The organism is Chryseobacterium sp. FG46 (assembly GCF_057809135.1).
Genome location: NZ_JBMDJJ010000003.1, coordinates 229,474 through 251,423 on the forward strand (window position 1 = coordinate 229,474; position 21,950 = coordinate 251,423).

The 21,950-nt window shown below is 32.1% G+C and carries 24 protein-coding genes; all 24 read left to right on the forward strand.

Annotated elements, in window-relative coordinates:
* The first annotated feature begins 10 nt into the window (after positions 1-10).
* The 24 genes from ACODR7_RS03940 to ACODR7_RS04055 all read left to right on the forward strand — a co-directional run bounded on the left by ACODR7_RS03940 (position 11) and on the right by ACODR7_RS04055 (position 21,950).
* The gene (locus tag ACODR7_RS03940; protein WP_488837437.1) at positions 11-1,135 is read left to right on the forward strand and encodes a DegT/DnrJ/EryC1/StrS family aminotransferase; all 1,125 of its coding nucleotides are present in this window, start codon (positions 11-13) and stop codon (positions 1,133-1,135) included.
* A gap of 12 nt (positions 1,136-1,147) precedes the next feature.
* Positions 1,148-1,720, forward strand: a complete 573-nt coding sequence (locus ACODR7_RS03945; RefSeq protein WP_488837439.1) for an acyltransferase — start codon at positions 1,148-1,150, stop codon at positions 1,718-1,720.
* A gap of 8 nt (positions 1,721-1,728) precedes the next feature.
* Entirely contained in the window at positions 1,729-2,739 is a 1,011-nt protein-coding gene (locus ACODR7_RS03950) for a Gfo/Idh/MocA family protein (RefSeq protein WP_488837441.1), read from the forward strand.
* 22 nt (positions 2,740-2,761) lie between these two features.
* Positions 2,762-4,018 carry a lipopolysaccharide biosynthesis protein gene (locus ACODR7_RS03955; RefSeq protein WP_488837541.1) on the forward strand — a complete coding sequence of 419 codons (1,257 nt, stop codon included), beginning with the start codon at positions 2,762-2,764 and terminating at the stop codon, positions 4,016-4,018.
* A gap of 6 nt (positions 4,019-4,024) precedes the next feature.
* Positions 4,025-4,927 carry an AAC(3) family N-acetyltransferase gene (locus tag ACODR7_RS03960; RefSeq protein WP_488837443.1) on the forward strand — a complete coding sequence of 301 codons (903 nt, stop codon included), beginning with the start codon at positions 4,025-4,027 and terminating at the stop codon, positions 4,925-4,927.
* A 9-nt stretch (positions 4,928-4,936) separates the two neighbouring features.
* Positions 4,937-6,475: an AMP-binding protein gene (locus ACODR7_RS03965; protein WP_488837445.1), complete on the forward strand. Its 1,539-nt coding sequence runs from the start codon at positions 4,937-4,939 to the stop codon at positions 6,473-6,475.
* Positions 6,476-7,303 (forward strand): GNAT family N-acetyltransferase, encoded by an 828-nt coding sequence (locus ACODR7_RS03970; RefSeq protein ID WP_488837446.1) that lies wholly within the window; start codon positions 6,476-6,478, stop codon positions 7,301-7,303.
* Positions 7,293-7,523 carry an acyl carrier protein gene (locus ACODR7_RS03975; RefSeq protein WP_047386878.1) on the forward strand — a complete coding sequence of 77 codons (231 nt, stop codon included), beginning with the start codon at positions 7,293-7,295 and terminating at the stop codon, positions 7,521-7,523. Before ACODR7_RS03970 ends, ACODR7_RS03975 begins: the two co-directional genes overlap by 11 nt.
* A gap of 2 nt (positions 7,524-7,525) precedes the next feature.
* Complete coding sequence (locus ACODR7_RS03980) at positions 7,526-8,593, forward strand: 3-oxoacyl-ACP synthase III family protein (protein WP_488837448.1); 1,068 nt, start codon at positions 7,526-7,528, stop codon at positions 8,591-8,593.
* Positions 8,594-8,629: 36 nt separating this feature from the next.
* Entirely contained in the window at positions 8,630-8,830 is a 201-nt protein-coding gene (locus tag ACODR7_RS03985; protein WP_227944283.1) for an acyl carrier protein, read from the forward strand.
* On the forward strand, positions 8,823-9,590 hold the full coding sequence (locus tag ACODR7_RS03990) for an SDR family NAD(P)-dependent oxidoreductase (protein ID WP_488837451.1): 768 nt from the start codon (positions 8,823-8,825) through the stop codon (positions 9,588-9,590). The genes ACODR7_RS03985 and ACODR7_RS03990 overlap by 8 nt, the downstream gene beginning before the upstream one ends.
* Positions 9,591-9,594: 4 nt before the next feature.
* Positions 9,595-10,338, forward strand: coding sequence for an SDR family NAD(P)-dependent oxidoreductase (locus ACODR7_RS03995; protein ID WP_488837452.1), 744 nt, complete (start codon positions 9,595-9,597; stop codon positions 10,336-10,338).
* A gap of 4 nt (positions 10,339-10,342) precedes the next feature.
* The gene (locus ACODR7_RS04000) at positions 10,343-10,960 is read left to right on the forward strand and encodes an MBL fold metallo-hydrolase (RefSeq protein ID WP_488837453.1); all 618 of its coding nucleotides are present in this window, start codon (positions 10,343-10,345) and stop codon (positions 10,958-10,960) included.
* A complete protein-coding gene (locus ACODR7_RS04005) occupies positions 10,957-12,276 on the forward strand; it encodes a polysaccharide deacetylase family protein (protein ID WP_488837455.1) in 1,320 nt (439 codons plus the stop codon). The genes ACODR7_RS04000 and ACODR7_RS04005 overlap by 4 nt, the downstream gene beginning before the upstream one ends.
* 288 nt (positions 12,277-12,564) lie before the next feature.
* Positions 12,565-13,500, forward strand: coding sequence for an O-antigen ligase family protein (locus tag ACODR7_RS04010; RefSeq protein WP_488837457.1), 936 nt, complete (start codon positions 12,565-12,567; stop codon positions 13,498-13,500).
* Positions 13,501-13,587: 87 nt separating this feature from the next.
* Entirely contained in the window at positions 13,588-14,667 is a 1,080-nt protein-coding gene (locus ACODR7_RS04015) for an acyltransferase family protein (protein WP_488837459.1), read from the forward strand.
* Positions 14,664-15,854, forward strand: a complete 1,191-nt coding sequence (locus ACODR7_RS04020) for a glycosyltransferase family 4 protein (protein WP_488837461.1) — start codon at positions 14,664-14,666, stop codon at positions 15,852-15,854. The genes ACODR7_RS04015 and ACODR7_RS04020 overlap by 4 nt, the downstream gene beginning before the upstream one ends.
* Positions 15,835-16,773, forward strand: a complete 939-nt coding sequence (locus tag ACODR7_RS04025) for a hypothetical protein (protein ID WP_488837463.1) — start codon at positions 15,835-15,837, stop codon at positions 16,771-16,773. Before ACODR7_RS04020 ends, ACODR7_RS04025 begins: the two co-directional genes overlap by 20 nt.
* A gap of 4 nt (positions 16,774-16,777) precedes the next feature.
* Positions 16,778-17,923 (forward strand): N-acetyl sugar amidotransferase, encoded by a 1,146-nt coding sequence (locus ACODR7_RS04030; RefSeq protein ID WP_488837464.1) that lies wholly within the window; start codon positions 16,778-16,780, stop codon positions 17,921-17,923.
* Positions 17,920-18,534: an imidazole glycerol phosphate synthase subunit HisH gene (hisH, locus tag ACODR7_RS04035; protein WP_488837465.1), complete on the forward strand. Its 615-nt coding sequence runs from the start codon at positions 17,920-17,922 to the stop codon at positions 18,532-18,534. Before ACODR7_RS04030 ends, hisH begins: the two co-directional genes overlap by 4 nt.
* A 6-nt stretch (positions 18,535-18,540) precedes the next feature.
* Positions 18,541-19,305 (forward strand): AglZ/HisF2 family acetamidino modification protein, encoded by a 765-nt coding sequence (locus ACODR7_RS04040; RefSeq protein ID WP_488837467.1) that lies wholly within the window; start codon positions 18,541-18,543, stop codon positions 19,303-19,305.
* 48 nt (positions 19,306-19,353) lie between these two features.
* A complete protein-coding gene (locus tag ACODR7_RS04045; RefSeq protein WP_488837469.1) occupies positions 19,354-20,388 on the forward strand; it encodes a polysaccharide biosynthesis protein in 1,035 nt (344 codons plus the stop codon).
* Between the two features lie 18 nt (positions 20,389-20,406).
* Positions 20,407-20,826 carry a cupin domain-containing protein gene (locus ACODR7_RS04050; protein ID WP_488837470.1) on the forward strand — a complete coding sequence of 140 codons (420 nt, stop codon included), beginning with the start codon at positions 20,407-20,409 and terminating at the stop codon, positions 20,824-20,826.
* Positions 20,826-21,950 (forward strand): polysaccharide biosynthesis C-terminal domain-containing protein, encoded by a 1,125-nt coding sequence (locus tag ACODR7_RS04055; protein WP_488837543.1) that lies wholly within the window; start codon positions 20,826-20,828, stop codon positions 21,948-21,950. Before ACODR7_RS04050 ends, ACODR7_RS04055 begins: the two co-directional genes overlap by 1 nt.

A 21,950-nucleotide genomic window follows, 5' to 3' on the forward strand; every position in this document is an offset into this window, starting at 1 on the left:
AACTAAGAATATGAAAATTCAAATGGTTGACCTTAAAGGTCAATACCTGAAAATAAAAGAAGATGTAGATATCAGTATTCAGGAATGTATCAATAGTACAGCATTTATTAATGGTCCCGCTGTAAAAGAATTTCAAAATGATTTTGAAAAATATCTGGGAGTAAAACATGTGATTCCATGTGCCAACGGAACAGATGCTCTTCAAATTGCCATGATGGCACTTGATCTGCAGCCTGACGACGAAATCATCTGCCCTGCTTTCACATATGTAGCTACTGCGGAAGTGATTGGTCTTTTAGGATTAAAACCGGTAATGGTTGATGTAAACAAAGATACTTTCGATATAGAGTTAAATGGTCTTGAAAAATATCTGACACCCAGAACCAAAGCAATTGTTCCCGTTCATTTATACGGCCAGAGTGCTGATATGGAAAAAATTCTTGAATTTGCAGAAAAACACAATCTTTTTATTATAGAAGATAATGCTCAGGCAATAGGTTCCGATTATACTTTTTCTGATGGAACTGTGAAAAAAACAGGAACTATCGGGCATATCGGATGTACCTCATTTTTCCCTTCAAAAAATCTCGGATGCTATGGTGATGGTGGTGCATTGATGACGAACGACGATGAATTGGCTTCCAAAATCAGGATGATTGCCAACCACGGTCAGGAAAAGAAATATTATCACAAAGTTTTAGGCTGTAATTCAAGATTGGATACCATTCAGGCAGCAGTATTAAAAGTTAAGCTTAAGCATTTGGATGAGTATTCAGCTGCCAGAAACAGAATGGCAGATTATTATGATACAAATCTTGCAGGGATAGCTGAAATTCAAACTCCTAAAAGAGCTGTTAATTCTACCCATGTATTTCACCAGTATACCCTTAGAGTGAAAAATGGGAAAAGAGATGAATTACAAAAGTATTTGGCAGAAAAGAATATTCCAAGTATGGTATATTATCCTTTACCTCTATACAAACAAGAAGCTTTTCTTCAATATGTAGAGAAAGGTTTTAGTCTTCCTGTTACAGAGCAGCTTTGTACAGAAGTTATTTCCCTTCCGGTACATACAGAGTTTGATCAGGAAGTACTGGATATTATTATTACAGAAATTAAGAACTATTTTAATTAATATAAAGCAGATATGTCGGATTTTTTTGCACACGAAACAGCCGTTATTGACGAAGGATGTCAAATAGGAAACGGAACAAAAATTTGGCATTTTTCACATCTTATGACAGGCTGCATTTTGGGTGAAAAATGCAATATTGGACAAAATGTTGTTATTTCTCCCCAAGTAGTTTTGGGAAAAAATGTGAAAGTTCAGAATAATGTTTCTATTTATGAAGGTGTTACGTGTGATGATGATGTGTTTTTAGGACCTTCAATGGTTTTTACCAATGTGATAAATCCAAGAAGTGCAGTAAACAGAAAAAATGAGTATCTGAAGACCCATGTAGGAAAAGGTGCATCTATAGGAGCTAATGCAACTATTGTTTGCGGACATAATATAGGTCAGTATGCTTTTATCGGTGCAGGAGCTGTGGTTACAAAAGAAGTTCCGGATTATGCATTGGTGGTGGGAAACCCTGCCAGACAAATGGGTTGGATGAGCGAATTAGGTCATAAACTTCAGTTTGACACAGAAAATATTGCCATTTGTGAAGAAAGTGGAGAAAAATACAAATTAGAAAATAATAAAGTTTCAAAAATTTAAATATGCAAATGAGTGAAAAAATAAAATTTGCAGTAGTGGGCTGCGGACATATCGGAAAGAGACATGCCGAAATGATCACAAGAAATTCTGAATGTGAGCTTGTAGCTCTTATAGACATAAAGGATAAATCTGCTTTAGGAATTGAAAGCTATGATATTCCTTTCTTTGAGTCATTAGATGAATTTTTGAAATCAGAAATAGAAGTAGATGTTATCAATATTGCTACTCCAAACGGATTCCACTTTGAACAATCTTATAAAGCAATTGATGCCGGAAAGCATATTGTTGTGGAAAAACCGCTGACTTTGAACAAGCAGGATGCGGAAAAACTTATTTTTCAGGCTCTACACAAACACAAACAGGTTTTTGCTGTAATGCAAAATCGTTATTCTCCACCTTCCGCCTGGGTTAAAGAAATGGTAGAAAGTGGAAAATTGGGTGAAATATACATGGTTCAGCTGAACTGCTACTGGAATCGTGATGACAGATATTATAAGCCGGAATCATGGCATGGAAAGAAAAATCTGGATGGTGGTACATTATTTACCCAGTTTTCTCATTTTATAGATATTATGTACTGGTTGTTCGGTGATATAACAAATATACAGGCAAAATTTGCTGATTTTAACCACCAGACTCTTACAGATTTTGAAGACTCAGGATTTATTAGTTTTGATTTCGTAAACGGTGGGATGGGAGCATTAAACTATTCTACATCTGTATGGAATCAGAACCTTGAAAGTTCAATGACAATTATTGCAGAGAATGGCGCTATAAAAATTGGAGGGCAATATATGGATAAAGTGGAGGTTTGCAATGTCAAAGATTATGTCATGCCGGAATTACCACCTACAAACCCAGGGAATGATTATGGTGCTTATAAAGGTTCTGCAGCAAATCATCACTATATTATTGAAAATGTAGTAGACGTATTAAAAGGTAGAAATACTATTACAACCAATGCTTTGGAAGGATTGAAAGTAGTAGATATTATAGAAAGAATTTATGCCAATAAATAATCTTATTCTTCGGCTTAAAGAAATGCTTAGCAGTGATTTCAGGAAAAACCTTTTGGTGATGATCGGAGGTTCTTTCTTTGCACAATTAATACCTATTCTTTTTTCGTTTCTATTAACCAGAATATATACTCCAGAAGACTTTGGAGTATTTTCTAATTTTTCAGCGGTACTTTCATTCTTATTGGTATTTATGATGCTTAAGTATGAAATGGCTGTTATTCTTCCGAAAAAAGACTCGGTTGCAGCCAATTTAATAGTGCTGTGTTTAGGAATAAGTGTTTTCTTTTTTGCGTTGAGTTCTGTAATTATTTATTTGTTTGATAAATTAATTTATAAGGCTTTCAATTTTGAAAGTCACAATAATTTTTTGGTGTACATTCCTTTGGCAGGATTGTTATTTTCAGCATTTAACCTCTTAAATGAATGGTTTGTAAGGAAGAAATATTTTCAGAACCTTATTAAGAATAAAATTATTAATAACTCTTCAATTGCTGGAATTTCAGCATTACTTCCTCAAATGAATATTTTAAATCTTGGACTTATTAAAGGGCAGATTTTTGGACAGGTAATGGCAGTTGTTTCAGGATTTTATATTGTTTTAAAGAAAGACAAAGCAAGTTTTAAAGGTATTGACAAAAGAGTGATGAAGAAGCTCTTTTTCAAGTATATTAATTTTGCTAAATTTAATATACCAGGCCAGTTGATTAATACATTGTCTGTCCAAATTGTTATTTTTTATTTAACATCTCAATTTGGATTTAAAGTAGTGGGATTTTATGCACTTACTGATCGATTTTTGGGCGTTCCGTTATCCTTTATTGGAAATGCTGTAAAAGATGTGTTTAAACAGAAAGCCGCAGAGGATTATAGAAATAATGGAGAGTGTTCCGGAATATATAAAAAAACAACATTATTGTTAATAGCCTGTGCTTTACCACCATTCATTATTCTTTTTATTTTTGCTCCGGATCTTTTTGCATTTTTCTTTGGCAGTCAATGGAAAGATTCCGGGATATTTGCGCAGATATTATGTGTAATGTATCTACTGAGTTTTATAACGATGCCTACGGGATGGCTATTTGTAATTGCAGAAAAACAAAAATTTGATTTTTTATGGCAGATGTTATTTCTTATTTTTACTGTAGCATCATTAGGGTTAGGGTATATTTTATTTAAAGGTGATATCGTTTATACACTATTATTATTGTCTGTTGGAAGGAGTATTACGTATTTAATTCAAATGATAATGACGTATAGACTTGCAATGGGAAAAGTTTAGACAACAATGAAAAGAAAAATTTTCGATCTTCTGAGGAATAAGCTGAAAGTAAGGTCATTAACTCATCTAAGGAATAAATATAAAAGGAAGTTCGATAAACACGTTTATCGAAAAAAAATTACATCTGAGGAATTAGCAGAGAAACTCCGGAAAATGGGTGTAGAAAAAGGAAATGTAATTTTTATTCATAGTTCTTGGGATGAATTTTATAATTATGAAGGTACTCCCGAAATTTTTATTGATATGTTGCTCGATTTAATTGGTGAAGAGGGAACTCTTTTAATGCCATCATATCCATTAATAAGAAAGAAAGGAGGAACGTTTAGTATTAAAACAACCCCTACATTAGCCGGTTTATTGCCAGAAGTTTTCAGAAATTATAAAAAAATAGAAAGAAGCCTTGATTACCACTCTGTAGCTGCATTTGGAAAATTAGCCAAATATTTGACAGAATCTCATGTGTATTCTGAATCTTCTTGGGATGAAAATTCTCCATATTATAAACTTGCTGATGTAAAGGCAAAAGTGTTTTCTTTAGGATTAGGAAAACATCATGTGGGAACTATAATGCATTGTGCAGACAGTATTTTAAGGAGAGAGTATGAATATTTTGATCTGTTTTTTAAAAAAAATGCGAAGATCAATATTAAAAAAGAGAATGGAGAAATCATCACTAAAAATTATCTGACTAAAGAAGATGACTTCTATTATAGTTTTACCGAAAAATCACATTGGGGAGTTGTAAAAAAGTATTTTGACCCAGGTAAATATAAAATAGATAAGCTTTCAAATCTAAATATCACAATGTTTGACGCTGAATATGTTGTTCATCGTGCCATTGAATTAGGCCGAAAAGGAGTTGTTGTTTATACAGATCCGGATCCCAAAAAATATACATTTAGTAAATAAATAGTACTTATGAAAAAAAATCTGATTGAATATTTTATCAATACATCAAAACGATTCCCTGATAAAACAGCTGTCGTAGAAAATGAAGATAAAATCAGCTTTGAAAATCTTTATAAAAGAACTGCTATTCTGGCAAATCTATTGCTGGCGAAAAAAGATATTTTAAACAAGCCAGTGGCAGTTTATTTACCCAAATCCATCCACTGCGTAACAGCAGATCTTGGTATTATGTTTTCTGGTAATGCTTATTTAAATCTTGACGTTAAAAGTCCTTTGCAGAGAGTTTCCGCAATTTTAAATCTTGTTGAACCTGAATACTTAATTACAACTAATGCTTTTAAGAAGAATATTGAAAGTATTTATCCCGAAGAGAAACTGATCATAATTGATGATATTAATTTTAACCAGGTTTTTGATCCTGGTAAAGGATCTCAAGACCTTTATTCAAGACTTGAGAACAGATCTATTGATACTGATATGTCTTGTATTATCAATACATCAGGATCAACAGGGGTACCTAAAAGTGTAGCACTGAATCACAGAAGCTTTATAGACTTCATTGAAATATCCAATGATATATTTAAGTTTTCAGATAATGAAATTATAGGATCTCTTTCTCCGGTTATTTTTGATATTTACAGTTATGAATTATGCATGTTGATGGCACATTCCAGTACAATAGTAGTACTTCCGGAACATATGGCGGCATTCCCTATAAAAATCCTTGAAATACTGGAAAGGGAGAAGGTAAGCTTTATCTTCTGGGTCCCTACCATTATGGTGAATATTGCCAATATGGATCTTTTGAAAACAATAGACCTATCCTCTTTAAAGCTAGTTTGGTTTGCAGGTGAAGTATTCCCTACAAAACAATTTAACTATTGGTACAAGTCTTTGTCCCATACAAAATTTGCGAACCTTTATGGACCTATAGAAATCACACTTGACTGTACTTATTATATCATAGACAGAGAGTTTAGTGATAATGAGCCATTACCGATAGGGTTTCCCTATAGAAATACAGATGTATTAATTATTACTGATGAAAATAAACTAGCAGAGAAAGGCGAAGAAGGAGAATTATGTGTGAGAGGATCTTCATTAGCCTTGGGATATTATAATGCTCCTGAAAAAACAGCAGCAGCATTCGTAAACAATCCACTTAACAGGCATTATCCTGAAACAATTTACAGAACAGGAGATATTGTCTCTTTAAATGAGAGAGAAGAAATAATATTTAAAGGAAGAAAAGATACCCTTGTAAAACACCAAGGGTACAGAATTGAATTAGGAGAAATTGAACATATTGTTGTAAACAGTCTCAAGCTTGTTAAAAACGCTTGTTGTGTTTATAACAGACAGGGAAAAGAGATTGTTCTGGTTTATGAAAATGATACAGAAGTAGAGCTTAATATCTTCAGAAAAGAAATCTTAAACGTACTTCCTAAATATATGATCCCAACTTCTTATAAGTTTCTTAAAGAAATGCCTAGAAATCCTAATGGTAAAATAGACAGAGCTCTTTTAAATCAACAAATCAATTCTTAAATGGAAGAAACAGGAGTACTTGGTTTTAATCTTATTAAGGAAGATCAAATAAGACTTAGAAGTAAAAAATTTCGTACAAATTTCTTTTTGTCTGAAGAAAAGTTTGGTTTCCTGACTGATGAGAAAAAAACAATTGCATACCGTTCAGAAAATGGGTTATATTTCCTGATTGAACAGGATGACTTCTATAAATTTTTTTTTATCACAAATGATCTTAATGATCTTAAAAACAATCTTGAGATAATTAATAAACAATTTGAAAATATAATTATTGTTTCTGAAGTTGTTGGAAACCAAGACTACCTTAAAGAAATATTTTCTGAGTTTACAAACACGGGTTTTTATAAATATACAAGACTTATGAGGATGAATAAGATGCGAAAGGATGTGGTTCAATTCAATCTTCCTGAAAACGTTTATCAGCTTGGAGAAGATAGATTAGATGAACTGCAAAATATTTATCACAAATATTTTAATAAATTTGCAGAACAGATTCCTACCCGTAGAGAGCTTCAGAAAATGATAGAACAGAAGAATGTTTATTATTATTCAGACGATTCTGAGATTCAGGGGTTTATTGTATTTGAAAAGAACGGGATTACTTCCCATCTCAGATATTGGTTTGTGTCACCTGATCATAGAAGTAAAAAAATAGGATCCAAGCTTATGGACGTGTTTTTTACTAAATTTGAAGATGTAAAGAGAGAAATCTTTTGGGTAATTGATACTAATGAAAATGCTATTAAAAGATATAAACATTTTGGATTTGTAGAAGAAGAAATGTATAATGTAGTATTATTAAATAAAAAACTTAAATATGAAGAATAAAATAATTGAGATATTAAACAGCGTAAGGCCAGAATTCGATTTCTCTCAGGAAACAGATTTTATCAGCCGTGGATTATTGGATTCCTTTGATATGGTTTCTTTGGTGACAACTTTGGATGAACAATTTTCAATCTCGATAGATGGAACAGATATTTTACCTGAAAACTTTGAAACATTGGAATCTATTGAGAATGTTTTAAAGAGAAATGGCGCTGTATAATTATGAAAATTAAAACATCAAATAAAAAAATATCCGGAATACTGAGCATTCTACCTGCAAATGTTGTAAAATTTGAAGATGAAATGCATAACTATTCTTTCTCAGAAGCAAAATCTCTTAAGCTGAAAATGGCGATGGGGTTTAATACAAAACGTATTGTTGAATCTGAGGATATTACCAGCTACGATTTGGTGATAAAAGGATTTGATTATCTTCTGGATAAAGGATTATTGAATAAAGAAGAAATAGATGCCATTCTATTTGTTTCTCAGTCTCCAGAATATATAATGCCTCCTACGAGTAATTTACTGCATCAGTATCTGGATTTATCAGACCATGTTTTATGTATGGATATTAATCAGGGCTGCGCAGGATTTATTATTGGACTTCAACAAGCATTTATGTTATTGGATAATCCTTCAATTAATAAAGTTTTACTTTGTAATGCCGATGTTTTAAGTCCAAAAGTTTCAAAACAGGATAGAAACAGTAATCCCCTTATAGGAGATGCAGCAGCTATTACCATCATAGAAAAAGATGAGAATAACAGCCCTATATATGGTGAAATATTAATGGACGGAAAAGGTGCAATGGCACTTAATATCCCTGCTGGTGGAGCACGATGCCCAATCACCGCAGAAACTGGAGAACTTTATGAAGACTCTTTTGGAAACAAAAGAAGTAAAAATCATCTGGTTATGCAAGGAGACAATGTTTTCAACTTTGTACAGACAAACGTACCTAAACAAGTGGAACGCATTTTAGAAGAAGCAGGAAAAAAAGTTGATGAAATCGAATATTTCCTATTCCATCAGCCTAATAAATTTATGCTTCAGAAATTAGCCGATAAAATTGGTGTAAGCAGAGACAAACTTCCAAGCAATGTGGTGGAAAATCACGGAAACTCCAGTGGAGTTACAATACCAGTTACTACTACATTTAACATTGGAGAAAGACTTGAAAAAGAAACTATGGACGTTTGTTTTTCAGGTTTTGGGGTAGGACTTACGTGGGGGACTATCGTTATGAATATAGGAAATATGAATTTTTGTAAACAAATAGAAGTTTAAACTTAAAATATAAATATGGAAAATTTTTTGGAACAAATGTCAGAAATATTAGAAGTAGATCAGGTAAATCTTGCAGATAACCTTACAAGCTTTGAAGCTTGGGATTCTCTGGCTACTCTTTCAATTATTGCGATGGCAGATGAAGAATATGGAGTATCGTTAGTCAATCAGGAAATTACCGATTCTAAAACTGTTGAAGGACTTTATAATTTAATTTTATCTAAACAGAATGCTTAAAGAAACTGGTTTTCTGGATTTTTCTTCTAAAAATATAATGATCACCGGTGCCGGGTCAGGTATAGGTAGAGTAACTGCAGTTAGCCTATCTTTATTAGGCGCAAATCTGTTGTTACTTGATATTAATGAAGATGGACTTAAAGAAACACAGAAACTTTGTAAGAATAATTCTTTATTGCTGGTACATGACCTTTCAGATGTCAGCGGATTAAAGCAGGCCGTAGAAAGTAAAATTTCAGAAATAGGAAAGCTTGACGGTTTGGTGAATGTTGCGGGGATTCCTTGCGTACAGCCATTAAAGACACTTAAAGCTGAAACTGCAGAAAAAGTTTTCAAAATTAATACATTGGCGGCTCTTGAGCTTTCAAAAATATTCTGCAGTGTCAAAAACCATAGAGGAGAACATCCATCTATCACATTTATTTCATCTGTCTACGGAATTGTAGGTTCATCTGCAAATGTGGCATATTCAATGTCCAAATCTGCATTGCATGGAGTTACCAAGTCTTTGGCAATTGAAATGGCCGGAAAAAAAATAAGAGTAAATTGTATTGCTCCTGGATTTATAAAAACTGAAATGCTGGATGGCGTTTCCAGTATCTTTGATGATGAATATAATCAGAGATTAAATGCTCTTCATCCTATGGGACTTGGAGAAGCACAGGATATTGCGAATGCAGCCGTTTTTTTAGCTTCAGACATGAGCAAATGGATAACCGGAACAATTTTATCAGTGGACGGAGGATTCACAGCAATATAAAAAAATGAGAGAAACAGTTTTATTAACAGGAGCTACAGCAGGAATCGGAGAAGAGATAGCTGTAAAATTAGCGGAAGTCTATGATTTGGTTCTTACAGGTAGAAATGTAGAGAAGCTAAATGAGCTTAAAAGTAAGCTTTCAGATAGCTGTACATCCCATATTCTTGCTCTTGATCTAAGTAATTTGGAAAACACAGAAAAAACATTAGTACAATTTCTCAATGAGAACAGTATTAATGTTCATAAGCTGGTACACTGTGCCGGATTTATGAAAATGATTCCATTGAAATTGATTAATAATGATTTTATGATGGAGTGTTTTACGACAAATGTTTTCTCAGCAAACTTACTTATTAAACTGCTTGTTAATAAAAAATTCAATAATTCATTATTGAATTCTGTAGTGTTTATTTCAAGTAATATTAGTAACCGCGGGGCAAAAGCCATGAGTACTTATGGTGCTTCCAAGTCGGCTCTGGATGGATTGATGCGTAATTTGGCAGTAGAACTAGCTCCAAGGGTTAGAATTAACTCTGTATTACCAGGTGCAGTGCTGACGAAAATGACTCAAAACATATTTGATAATGAGGATGTAATGGTCAGAATGCAGGCGCAGTATCCTTTGGGAATTGGGTATGCAAAAGATATTGCTAATGCAGTAAACTATTTATTATCTGATGATGCGAGATGGATTACAGGACAACAGATGACTGTAGACGGGGGGCGTTCTATAAATATATCTTCTTAAAAAAATGCAGATATTCATCAGAAAATTTGAAAATAGACCTGTAGACTCAAACTGTTTCTTAATTTTTAATGAACAGAAATATGGAATAATTATCGATCCTGGTACCCAAAATCATGAAGAACTATATGAGTTTATTGATAAGGAAAGTATTACTATCGAGTACTGCATAATTACTCATGGCCATTTTGATCATGTATATGGGGTAGAAGATATAATATCCCGATATAATCCTATATGCGTTTTAAGCAGTGAGTCTATTTTATATATACAAAACAGTAAAAAAAATCTTTCAGTATTTTATGGAAAACAGTTTTCTTATAAAATTGAAAAATATATAGCTGTTACTGAAATGGATAGCATTAACTGGCATGGTCAGAAAATAGAGTTTTATCCCACAAAGGGACATTCAGATTCTTGTATAAGTATTAAGATCAATAAAGATATATTTGTAGGTGATCTGATGATAAATGGCGAAAAAACAGTAACAAAATTACCTTCAGGTAATAAAAAAATGGCAGAAAAGTCTATTCAGGAAGTACTGAATCTTGATGAGGTGAAAATTATTTATGGAGGACATAAAGAATCCATGACCAAAATAGAAGCAGCGAATTTTTTTCGATGAGAACTGAAAATGCACTAAAATATACAATTGCTACTATCTTGGAGATTGCTCTGGGATATAAAATTGAATTTTCTGTTGTTGAATTTTCAGAAAACAATATTGAAATTAAATTAAAAAATAAAAATATTAATTTCAGTATTTGTGGGACTGAAAATTTTAAGAAACTTCTTTTGGGGGATCTTGAACTTTCAGATATTTCTGCCTTTGATGATTATTATAAAATTCCCATTCTTAAAATAGGTAAAGAAAATGTTCTTTATCATACAGAAAATGACAATATTACTGTCAATTTTGATATTCTTTCTTTATCATTTATTCTATTATCAAGTTTGGATGAATTTGTCTCTGAAGAAAGAGATGAACATGATAGATTTCTATATAAAAATAGTATTGCAAAGAAGTACAATACTATTAAAATACCTTTAGTAGATGAATATGCCATGTGGCTTAGGATAATTTTAAAAAAAGAATATTCTGATATAGAAATTAAACCCAGACAATTTTCAATAACTCCAACGCATGATATTGATGATATTTACAGATTTACCGGACCTCTAAAATCAATAAAATCAATTCTATCACAGCTGTTCAGATCAAAAAATATAAAAGAAGTTATAATTGCAGTAAAGTTTTTTTTTCAGAGCCTTTCAGATCAACGTAATGATCCTTATTTTAGAGGAATAGAAACCCTTCTGAAAGACTCCAAAGCTAATGGGCTAAAGTCCATTTTTTTCTTTATGGGAGCAAATCCATCTGCATTCGATGCTGGGCATAATATTCAAGATAGGAATTTAAAAGCAATTTTAAAGCAGATACAGAATGCGGATATGATGATCGGTGTCCATCCAGGATTTTATACTTATAAAGATAGGACTGTTCTTAAGATGGAGATCGAAAGAGTAAAAGAAGCAATAGGATATCCTGTCGTCCACTCCAGGCAACACTATTTAAGATTTGATAGGCAACAGACCTTTGATAATCTACAGGCTGAAGGAGTTGAAATAGATTATACCATGGGATTTGCTGAAGAAGAAGGTTTTAAATGTGGAACATCCCATGAATTCCATCCTTATGATTTTAAAAATGATAGGCCCTATAAGATTAAGGAAAAATCACTTATTGCAATGGACGTTACATTAAGTTCATATAAAAAATATTCCGTTTCAGAGGCCAAGCAGTCTTTGGATATCCTTCTTCAAAGAATACAGAGAACAGGAGGTGATTTTATCATATTATGGCATAATGCCTATGTATATAGGGAAGTTGACTTTTATAAAAAAGTTTATTTAGAATTTTTAAATAAAAACAAAAAATAGATGAGAGACTTTTTTAAAACAGTTTTTTCTTATAACTTTTTTAAAGTATTTATATATTTTATTTTCGTGTTTTCTGGATCCTTCAAATGGATCCCTTTTCCAGCTGATATCACTCTTCTTAGTGCGTTTTTATGTGTAATCACTATATTTTTAGAGGTAAAATCAATTACTATTTTCAGGAAAGAAGTTTATAATCAGCTATTTTTGATTTTATTGTTGATGTTTTTCTTTATGGTTTCAAATCTGTATACCGTATCTTACATCTACTCTGAGAAGAAGAATGTGTCTATGATACTTAACTTTCTTACAGTTCTGTATCCATTCATAGCATTGAAGAGAATGATCTTTGATGAGATAAAAAAACTGATGTATATAATAGGAGTTTTTGTGATAATAGTATTATTTTATGTCTATTTCACCTATTCATTTATTATATTTTTTGACGTTACACAGTATTCAGAAAATATCCCAACCTATCTTACCGTAGGTATTATGCTTTCTGCGTGTTTCATCTTTTCATTGTCCAGTGTGCGGGTAACAATACCGGTTATTATTTACAGAATAATTATATTATTCTTATTGACCCAATTGGGAGGAAGAGGACCGTTATTTAATCTAATTCTTTGTATCGGTGTGTACTATTTCCTTAATCTTAAAAATATTAAGTTAAATTATAAAGTAGTTCTTTCCATTGCTGTGGGACTGTTTATTACCATATTCTACCTTCACAATATCATTGATCTGATTATAGAAAATGTAAATATTGACAGATTTAATCTTGTTAAAGCATCTGGAGAAGATGCAAGTGTTCTATATAGGGTAATGGTTATGAATAAGGGAATAGATAGTTTTTATGATCATCCGTTTATAGGAACAGGAATTGGAAGCTCAGGAATTGCACTTACGGGAATTGATCAAGTAGAATTTCCGCACAACTTATTAATGGAAAGCTTAATAGAATTGGGTATTGTAGGAGGGATAGTATACCTTGGGATTTACCTTTATTTTTTTATACGTAATATAAAACTCGTAAGAAGAGATAAAAAACTCCTTGTCATGTATATTATGTGTCTTTTGTTTTTCCTTGAAGATATGAAAAGTGGATCATTTGATGCATGGAGAGTAAGTTTATTCTGGATTTCCATATATTTTATACAATATAATTTTCAAATGAATAGCAAGACTGTTAAACACACATTAACGAAGTTTATTCATCAAGTGTAAAATTAATGTTGTTAATTGTGTACAAAGTGAATATGAAATAGGATAAAACCATATTAAGATGCTTTACTTAATGATTAAAAAGAACTCATGATAACCCAAAAAAATATAAATAAAATAAATAATTTTGACCTGATAAGGTTATTGGCAGCTTTGCAAGTTGTTTTTACCCATTCAGTTCACCATCTTGAAATCAAAGGAGCTATAGGAGAGTTTGGGAACATGTTTGCTTATTATTTTCCTGGTGTTCCTATTTTTTTTACAATTAGTGGTTTTCTAATCTATTGGTCATTTGATAGAAATTCAGATAATATTACTAAATATATCAAAAACAGATTACTAAGATTATATCCTGCACTTTGGTTTTGTTTGCTCATAACGATTGCATTATTATTATATGATGCACAGCAGCCATTTCTTATACTTAAAGCTAAAGAGTTTTGGTTATGGATTATAGGACAGCTTACTGTTTTTCAATTCTGGACTCCGGATATTTTGAGATTCTGGGGGGTAACTGCACCTAATGGTAGTTTATGGACCATTGTAGTGGAAATACAGTTTTATATATTCGTTCCTATATTGTACTTTTTACTTAAAACTTTTAATAAAAGAAGATTTTTTGTCATTTTGGCCTTTATGATAGCATCTCTGGCCTTCAATATTTATTTTGCTCAATTTCCTGATGAAGCAACGATAAGTAAAATGGCAGGAGTTACAGTACTTCCCTATTTGTACAATTTTTTATTTGGAGTGCTGGCATATATTTATTGGGATAAAATAAAAGGTATTGTTGATAATAAAGGATTGCTTTGGCTTGGCTTTTATTTAGCTTACATAATGATTTTTGGGAATTGGTTAGGTAATGATCTGAACTCTTATTTTTTACGAAGCCCATATCATCTTATTTCTAATATTATTCTGGTTTTTGTAGTGTTATCAGCAAGCTTTACATTTAATAATGTAAGCAACAAATTACTGAAGCATAATGATATATCTTATGGAATATATATATACCATATGCTGATAATAAACATATTAGTACAAAGAAGCATGCTGGTAAAAACGGAATATTTAATACTAGTTTTCGCAGGTACTATAATTTTAGCCTCAATTTCCTGGTTTTTTGTAGAAAAGAAATTTTTAAAGTTTAAAAACTCAAATAAAAAATGAAAATATTAATGCTTTGTGAGCTTTATATAGAAAGTTTAGAGTATCAAGAAAATTTATTGGTAAAGTATTACAGAAAACACGGGCATGATGTTACAGTAATCACTTCTACCTATGAGAATGTTTTTGACTACTATAACAATAAACATGATAATTCAGCTCCTGAAAGAGTACTGTATGATCATGGGGCAAAAATTATAAAATTGCCTTTTAAGTTCAATTACTTAGGAAAAATAAAAAAATATACCTCTATTAAAAATATAGTGGAAGAAGTAAAACCAGATCTTCTTTATATCCACGATATTATGCCTAATATGTTTGAAATGCTGGATTATAAAAAAAGAAATCCTCATGTCAAAATGATTATGGATTATCATGCTGATTATAGCAATTCTGCAAATGGCTGGCTATCTTTAAATATTTTACATAAAGTGCTCAGGAAGTATCTTTATATGGATCCTATTCGTAAGCATATCACAAAATTTTATCCTATAGTGCCGGGAAGTACAAAGTTCTTAAATGAAGTATATAAAATTCCTCATGATGCAATGGACTTGTTACCTCTAGGAGCAGATACTGATCTGGTAGAAGAAATAAAATCCAAAGAAGAAGGTAAAATAATTCGAAAGAAACTGGGAATTAAGGATGAAGATATTATAATTTTTACCGGAGGAAAATTCACTCCCACAAAGAAAACAGATTTATTAATAGCAGCTTTTAATGAAATAAATGATCCAAAACTTCATTTAATGATTGTAGGAGATGCAGATCAATATAACCAGGAATATAAAAAAGAATTACTAAGATTGTCAAATAATAATCCGAATATTCATTATATTGGTTGGTTAAATAACAGAGGAGTATATGAGCATCTTTCAGCATCTGATATTGCTGTATTTCCAGCGAGCCAGTCTATTGTTTGGCAGCAAGCTTTAGCCTCGGGATTACCACTTATTGTTGGAGATACAGGAGAACAGTCCGTTCAATATTTGAATGAGTTTGGCGCAATTACAGAGCTGAAAAAGGAAGAAATTAACAAAGAAGAGATTAAAAAGAATATAGAGAATATTATTTATCGTGAAAATGAACTCAATTTAAGAAAAGAATTGGCATCTAAAACTTCATCCAAATATCTGGATTGGAATCACCTAATCAATAAAACACTTTCTCATGTTAAAGTTTCTAATTAATATAATTTTTATTAGCTTAACACTTACTTCTTGTAAATATACCGGACAAAAAAGAAGTCAGGATAAAAGCCAGAAGAGTACACGAACCGCTCCTAAAGTACTTATTTGCTCAGGAAATAATGGAACAGGATTCAAAAAATTTGTAAAAGATAACAATATTGAGTCGGTAAAATTCATAAATGATGCACAGTTTATGGATCCCAAAAAACCTTTTGCCTTTGACGAAAACCTTCTTCGGGCTGAGGTTACTCGCTCTTTCCCGGATAAGAATGATAAAGGAATGGCATATATTGATATCGAAGCTCCATATCTGCAATATATTCTTAACGAACCTCCTACTAGTGAGAACTTTAAAAAGAGTTTAAAACTATTTTTGGATGTATTAACATTTGTTAAAAATGAAAGACCTCAGGCTCAAATAGGATATTACTATATTCCTTTTACAAACTATTGGGATAGATCTGATAAATTTTATGATAAATATAAAAGTATTCAGGAGATTATAAAAAAGAGTGATGTTTTATTTCCATCTATTTATATATTCTATAATCATGTGAATTTTAATTTGGAGAACATTGATTATTTGGAAGATAATACTCAGGAAATGATCAAAATAGCCAAATTGTATAATAAAAAAGTATATCCTTTAGTCATGTCCCGCTATCATCCTTCAAATAGTAGTATTGGAAGTGAAAGGATTAATGATAATAACTTTAGAACATATATTAATACAATAATGAAGACTCAATACAATGGCTTCAATATTGATGGGCTTATTTTATGGAATTTTGATGACTATGCATATAGAATTAATGATCCGAAAATGACAAAAGAATTTGCGAAAAGTAAAACAAATTTTGACACATTTTATGACAACTATGTACTAGGGTTGTTAAATATAATGATTAAAGAAAGATAAAATTATGAAAAAAGAGAGACCATATCAAATTTGTACAAAAACAATTATGGATACCACTGATCCTAATATTGTTTTTAATGAAAAAGGGGAGAGTGATTATTATGTCAATTATATAGAAAACATTTTACCTAACTGGCATACCGATGAAAGAGGAATGCAGGAACTGGAGCGAGAAGCCGAGAAAATTAAAAAAGACGGTAAAAATAGAGACTTCGATTGTATTATTGGGCTAAGTGGAGGACTAGACAGTTCTTACGCATTGCACGTTGCTAAAGAAGTAATGGGACTTCGTCCTCTTGTGTATCACGTAGATGCAGGATGGAATACAGATAGAGCTGTTAGTAATATTGAAAAGCTGGTGAATGGTCTTAATCTGGATTTATATACCGATGTAATCAATTGGGAAGAGATGAAAGATCTACAGGTAGCGAGTATAAAATCGCAGATTGCAGATATCGATCTTGGGCAAGACGTTGCTTTTTTCTCAAGTCTTTATAAATTCGCAGTAAAAAATAAAATAAAATATGTACTGACAGGAGCAAACTATTCTACAGAATGTTGTAGAGAGCCAGAAGAATGGGGGGCATATCCTGGTATTGATAAAACCTTGATTATGGATATTCATAAAAAGTTCGGAAAAAGAGAACTTAAAACATATCCTATGGTTGATATTATGACCTATAAAATTTACTATAAATATGTCTTGGGTATGCAGGTTTATAAACCTTTGAACTGTCTTCCATACATTAAAAAAGATGTTGAAAAATTACTTTTTGATAAATATGGTTGGGAAAGCTTTCAGCATAAACATCATGAATCAAGATTTACCAGATTTTTTGAAGATTATTGGTTACCCAGAAAATTCGGATATGAAAAAAGGAGAGCTCACTTTTCGAGCCTTATTTTAACAGGTCAGATGACAAGAGAAGAAGCTTTAGATAGAGTTTCAAGACCTGAACTTTCAGAAGACTTTTTACAGAAAGAATTTGAATATGTAGCTCACAAGTTGGACCTTACAACAGAAGAGCTTCAAAGACTGTTTGAAGGAGAAAACAAAACATATCACGATTATAAAAATAAAAGAAAACTTATTGGTCTTGGAGCAAGAACAATGAAAGTGCTTGGATTAGAAAAAAGATTATTCAGATGATAACACTTATTGATTATGGTGTTGGAAATATCAACGCGTTTGTGAATGTTTATAAAAGAGTAAATGTTCCGGTAAAGATAGCGAAAATAAAAGAAGATCTTGAAGGAGCGGAAAAACTCATTCTTCCAGGAGTTGGCCATTTTGATCATGCTATGACCCAGTTGAATAATTCAGGAATGAGAGATAAATTGGATGATCTTGTTTTAGGACAGAAAGTTCCTGTTGTTGGAATTTGTGTAGGTATGCAAATGATGGCCAATAATAGTGATGAGGGAAAACTTGATGGTTTGATGTGGATTGATGCCACTGTTAAAAAATTTGATGAAACAAAAATTCATCAGGTAACCAGACTTCCCCATATGGGATGGAATGATGTAAAACCTGTAAAAGATATCGAATTATTTAAAGGATTAGAAAATAATTCTATCTTTTATTTTCTTCATACCTACTATTTCCACTGTAATAATCAGGAAGATGTTATGGCTATTACAGATTATGGTGGTGAATTTGCCTCAGCGGCTCACCACGAAAATAAATATGGTATACAATTTCATCCGGAAAAAAGCCACCATTATGGTGAAATCTTATTACACAACTTTGCAAAACTTTAAATATACATGCTAAGGCCAAGAATTATACCGAGTCTTCTGATCCAGGATAATGGACTTGTAAAAACTGTTAATTTCAAAAACCCTAAATATGTAGGAGACCCTATCAATGCGGTAAGAATTTTTAACGAAAAAGAAGTTGATGAACTTGCCATTTTTGATATTGATGCTACAGTAAAAGGTTTAGAACCTAACTATAGTTTAATAGAAAGAATTGCCAATCAATCGAGAATGCCTTTATGCTATGGAGGAGGAGTAAAAACCTTGGAACAGGCCCAGAGAATTTTTGGATTGGGAATTGAAAAGATAGCATTATCTTCTGCAGTACTTCAAAATCCAAAACTGATTACTGAAATTGCAGAAAGAGTAGGCTCACAAAGTGTAATCGTTGTTTTAGACGTAAAGAAAAAACTTTTCGGAGGTTATGAAGTGTATACTCATAACGGGAAAAAGGCTACGGGGATCAATCCATTTAAATTTGTAGAAGAAGCACAGGAATTAGGAGCTGGGGAAATTGTTATCAACTCAATAGACCAGGATGGAGTGATGAAGGGATATGATATGGGGCTTATAGATAAAATAAGAGAAAAAATATCACTTCCCCTTACTGTTTTAGGAGGCGCAGGTACATTAAGTGACATCAAGCAGGTTATTGATAAACACAGAATAATTGGTGTTGCTGCAGGAAGCTTGTTTGTATTTAAGGGAATTTATAAAGCAGTCTTAATAAATTATCCTACTTTTGAAGAAAAAGAAAAACTAATAAAGAAATAATGGATATATTACCCATTTTAAAGGTAAAAAACCATACAATAAACACATATGGAAATAAAAAATAAAGTACTCCTTATTACTGGGGGGACAGGTTCATTTGGAACCGCTGTTCTAAGAAAGTTTATAAATACAGAGTATTTTAAAGAGATTAGAATCTTTTCCCGAGATGAAAAGAAGCAGGATGATATGAGAAATCAGTTTAAAAGTGATAAGCTGAAGTTTTATATCGGTGATGTAAGGGATTATAAAAGTGTTGAATCTTCAATGAGAGGAGTAGATTATGTATTTCACGCCGCAGCATTAAAGCAAGTTCCTTCTTGTGAATTTTTTCCAATGCAGGCTGTAAAAACAAACGTAGAGGGAACACAAAATGTAATTGATGCTGCTGCTCAAAATAAAGTTAAAAAAGTAATTTGTTTAAGTACAGATAAAGCTGCTTATCCCATCAACGCTATGGGAATTTCCAAAGCAATGATGGAAAAAGTAGCAGTTGCTGCTTCCAGAAATCTTGAAGATACTGTAGTATGTCTTACAAGATATGGAAATGTAATGGCCTCTAGAGGTTCTGTTATTCCATTATTTATAAAGCAAATCAAAAGTAGAGAACCTATTACCATAACGGATCCGAATATGACTAGGTTTTTAATGTCATTAGAAGAAGCAGTTGATCTGGTATTAGTAGCTTTTGAACATGGAAATCCTGGTGATTTATTCGTTCATAAAGCTCCTGCAGGAACTATTGGAGATCTGGCTATAGCTTTGAAAGAAATGTTTAAATCAGATGCACCAGTAAAGATCATTGGTACAAGGCATGGGGAGAAACTTTATGAGACACTATGTACGCGTGAGGAAATGATTAAAGCAGAAGATATGGGAGGATTTTACAGAATTCCTGCTGATAACAGAGATTTGAATTATGCTCAGTATTTCTCTGAAGGAGTAGAAGATATTTCTAAAATTGAAGATTATCATTCACATAATACAGAGAGACAAGACGTGGAAGGAATAAAAAAATTATTATTACAGCTCCCCTTGATTAGAAAAGAAGTTTTGGGAGAAGATATAATGCAGTATCCAGAATAGTATCCTGTTATGATAGAGATGCCGCAAATAATAACAGGAGGAAAACATTATGATGAAAGAGGAAGTCTGCTCTATAATAATGATTTTGTTTTCTTGGGTATCAAGAGAATGTATTGTATAGAAAATGCGGATACGGAATTTATCAGGGGTTGGACAGGGCATAAGATAGAACAAAGGTGGTTTTGCGTAATATATGGAAGATTTATTCTGAGATTAGTGAAAATTGATAACTGGCAAAATCCCTCAAAAGAATTTGATATTTTGGAATTTGAACTGGATGCAGACAGACTGAATATACTTCATATGCCCAAAGGTTACGCAATTGCAATCCAGGCAAAAGAAAAAAAATCAAAGTTATTGGTAATGGTAGATCATTCATTACGAGATATTGATGATGATTATCGGTTCCCGATAGACCATTTTAAAAAATTATTATGATGAAAAAAGTTGGAATTACAGGCCAGAAGGGTTTTGTTGGTTCACATTTATATAACACATTGGGATTAAATCCGGAAGAGTTTGAAAGAATTGATTTCCATAAAGAATTCTTTGATATTCCACAAAAATTGGATGCTTTTGTTGAGCAATGTGATGTTATTGTACATCTGGCTGCTATGAACCGTCATCCAGATCCTAAAGTTATTTATGACACTAATATAAAATTAGTAAAAGAGTTAACAGCATCGCTGGAAAGAACGGGTTCAAAAGCCCATGTTATTTTTTCATCTTCTTCTCAGGAAGGAAAAGATAATTTGTACGGAAAATCAAAAAAAGAAGGGAGAGAGATATTTATAAAATGGGCAGAAGCATCCGGAGGAAAATTTACAGGAATGATTATTCCCAATGTATTTGGTCCCTTTGGTAAACCTAACTATAATTCTTTTATTGCCACCTTCTGTCATAAACTTACACATGGAGAAACTCCAGTAATTGACAAGGATGGAGATGTAAAGTTGATTTATATTGCCGAACTGGTTCAGGAAATTATTAAACAGATAGAAATAGAAACTGGTGAAACTAAGAACATATATGAGATTCCGCATACTTCGGTAAACAAAGTTTCGGAAGTACTCAAAAAATTAGAAAACTACAAAAAACTTTACTTCGAAAACGGAGAAATCCCTGTATTGGAATCAAAATTTGATCTAAATCTTTTTAATACATTCAGATGTTATTTCGATATTAAAAATCATTATCCAGTAAAATTTACACAACATACTGATTCAAGAGGAGCCTTTGTGGAAGTAATCAGATTGGGAATTGGTGGACAATGTTCATTTTCTACTACAGTTTCCGGTATCACGAGAGGAAATCATTTTCATACAAGAAAAATAGAAAGATTTGCTGTAATAAAAGGAAAAGCCTTAATTCAACTCAGAAAGATAGATTCTGATGAAGTTTATGACTTCTATCTTGATGGTGCTGAACCTGCTTACGTAGATATGCCGGTTTGGTATACCCACAGTATAAAAAATGTAGGAGAAGAAGAATTATATACCATTTTTTGGATCAATGAGCCCTTCAATACCGAAGACGCAGATACCTATTTTTTAAATGTCTAA

Bases quoted from the DNA above. Each gene is read 5' to 3' on its own strand.
- ACODR7_RS03940 (WP_488837437.1), top strand. From the start codon at position 11: ATGAAAATTCAAATGGTTGACCTTAAAGGTCAATACCTGAAAATAAAA.
- ACODR7_RS03945 (WP_488837439.1), top strand. From the start codon at position 1,148: ATGTCGGATTTTTTTGCACACGAAACAGCCGTTATTGACGAAGGATGT.
- ACODR7_RS03950 (WP_488837441.1), top strand. From the start codon at position 1,729: ATGAGTGAAAAAATAAAATTTGCAGTAGTGGGCTGCGGACATATCGGA.
- ACODR7_RS03955 (WP_488837541.1), top strand. From the start codon at position 2,762: ATGCTTAGCAGTGATTTCAGGAAAAACCTTTTGGTGATGATCGGAGGT.
- ACODR7_RS03960 (WP_488837443.1), top strand. From the start codon at position 4,025: ATGAAAAGAAAAATTTTCGATCTTCTGAGGAATAAGCTGAAAGTAAGG.
- ACODR7_RS03965 (WP_488837445.1), top strand. From the start codon at position 4,937: ATGAAAAAAAATCTGATTGAATATTTTATCAATACATCAAAACGATTC.
- ACODR7_RS03970 (WP_488837446.1), top strand. From the start codon at position 6,476: ATGGAAGAAACAGGAGTACTTGGTTTTAATCTTATTAAGGAAGATCAA.
- ACODR7_RS03975 (WP_047386878.1), top strand. From the start codon at position 7,293: ATGAAGAATAAAATAATTGAGATATTAAACAGCGTAAGGCCAGAATTC.
- ACODR7_RS03980 (WP_488837448.1), top strand. From the start codon at position 7,526: ATGAAAATTAAAACATCAAATAAAAAAATATCCGGAATACTGAGCATT.
- ACODR7_RS03985 (WP_227944283.1), top strand. From the start codon at position 8,630: ATGTCAGAAATATTAGAAGTAGATCAGGTAAATCTTGCAGATAACCTT.
- ACODR7_RS03990 (WP_488837451.1), top strand. From the start codon at position 8,823: ATGCTTAAAGAAACTGGTTTTCTGGATTTTTCTTCTAAAAATATAATG.
- ACODR7_RS03995 (WP_488837452.1), top strand. From the start codon at position 9,595: ATGAGAGAAACAGTTTTATTAACAGGAGCTACAGCAGGAATCGGAGAA.
- ACODR7_RS04000 (WP_488837453.1), top strand. From the start codon at position 10,343: ATGCAGATATTCATCAGAAAATTTGAAAATAGACCTGTAGACTCAAAC.
- ACODR7_RS04005 (WP_488837455.1), top strand. From the start codon at position 10,957: ATGAGAACTGAAAATGCACTAAAATATACAATTGCTACTATCTTGGAG.
- ACODR7_RS04010 (WP_488837457.1), top strand. From the start codon at position 12,565: ATGATACTTAACTTTCTTACAGTTCTGTATCCATTCATAGCATTGAAG.
- ACODR7_RS04015 (WP_488837459.1), top strand. From the start codon at position 13,588: ATGATAACCCAAAAAAATATAAATAAAATAAATAATTTTGACCTGATA.
- ACODR7_RS04020 (WP_488837461.1), top strand. From the start codon at position 14,664: ATGAAAATATTAATGCTTTGTGAGCTTTATATAGAAAGTTTAGAGTAT.
- ACODR7_RS04025 (WP_488837463.1), top strand. From the start codon at position 15,835: ATGTTAAAGTTTCTAATTAATATAATTTTTATTAGCTTAACACTTACT.
- ACODR7_RS04030 (WP_488837464.1), top strand. From the start codon at position 16,778: ATGAAAAAAGAGAGACCATATCAAATTTGTACAAAAACAATTATGGAT.
- hisH (WP_488837465.1), top strand. From the start codon at position 17,920: ATGATAACACTTATTGATTATGGTGTTGGAAATATCAACGCGTTTGTG.
- ACODR7_RS04040 (WP_488837467.1), top strand. From the start codon at position 18,541: ATGCTAAGGCCAAGAATTATACCGAGTCTTCTGATCCAGGATAATGGA.
- ACODR7_RS04045 (WP_488837469.1), top strand. From the start codon at position 19,354: ATGGAAATAAAAAATAAAGTACTCCTTATTACTGGGGGGACAGGTTCA.
- ACODR7_RS04050 (WP_488837470.1), top strand. From the start codon at position 20,407: ATGCCGCAAATAATAACAGGAGGAAAACATTATGATGAAAGAGGAAGT.
- ACODR7_RS04055 (WP_488837543.1), top strand. From the start codon at position 20,826: ATGAAAAAAGTTGGAATTACAGGCCAGAAGGGTTTTGTTGGTTCACAT.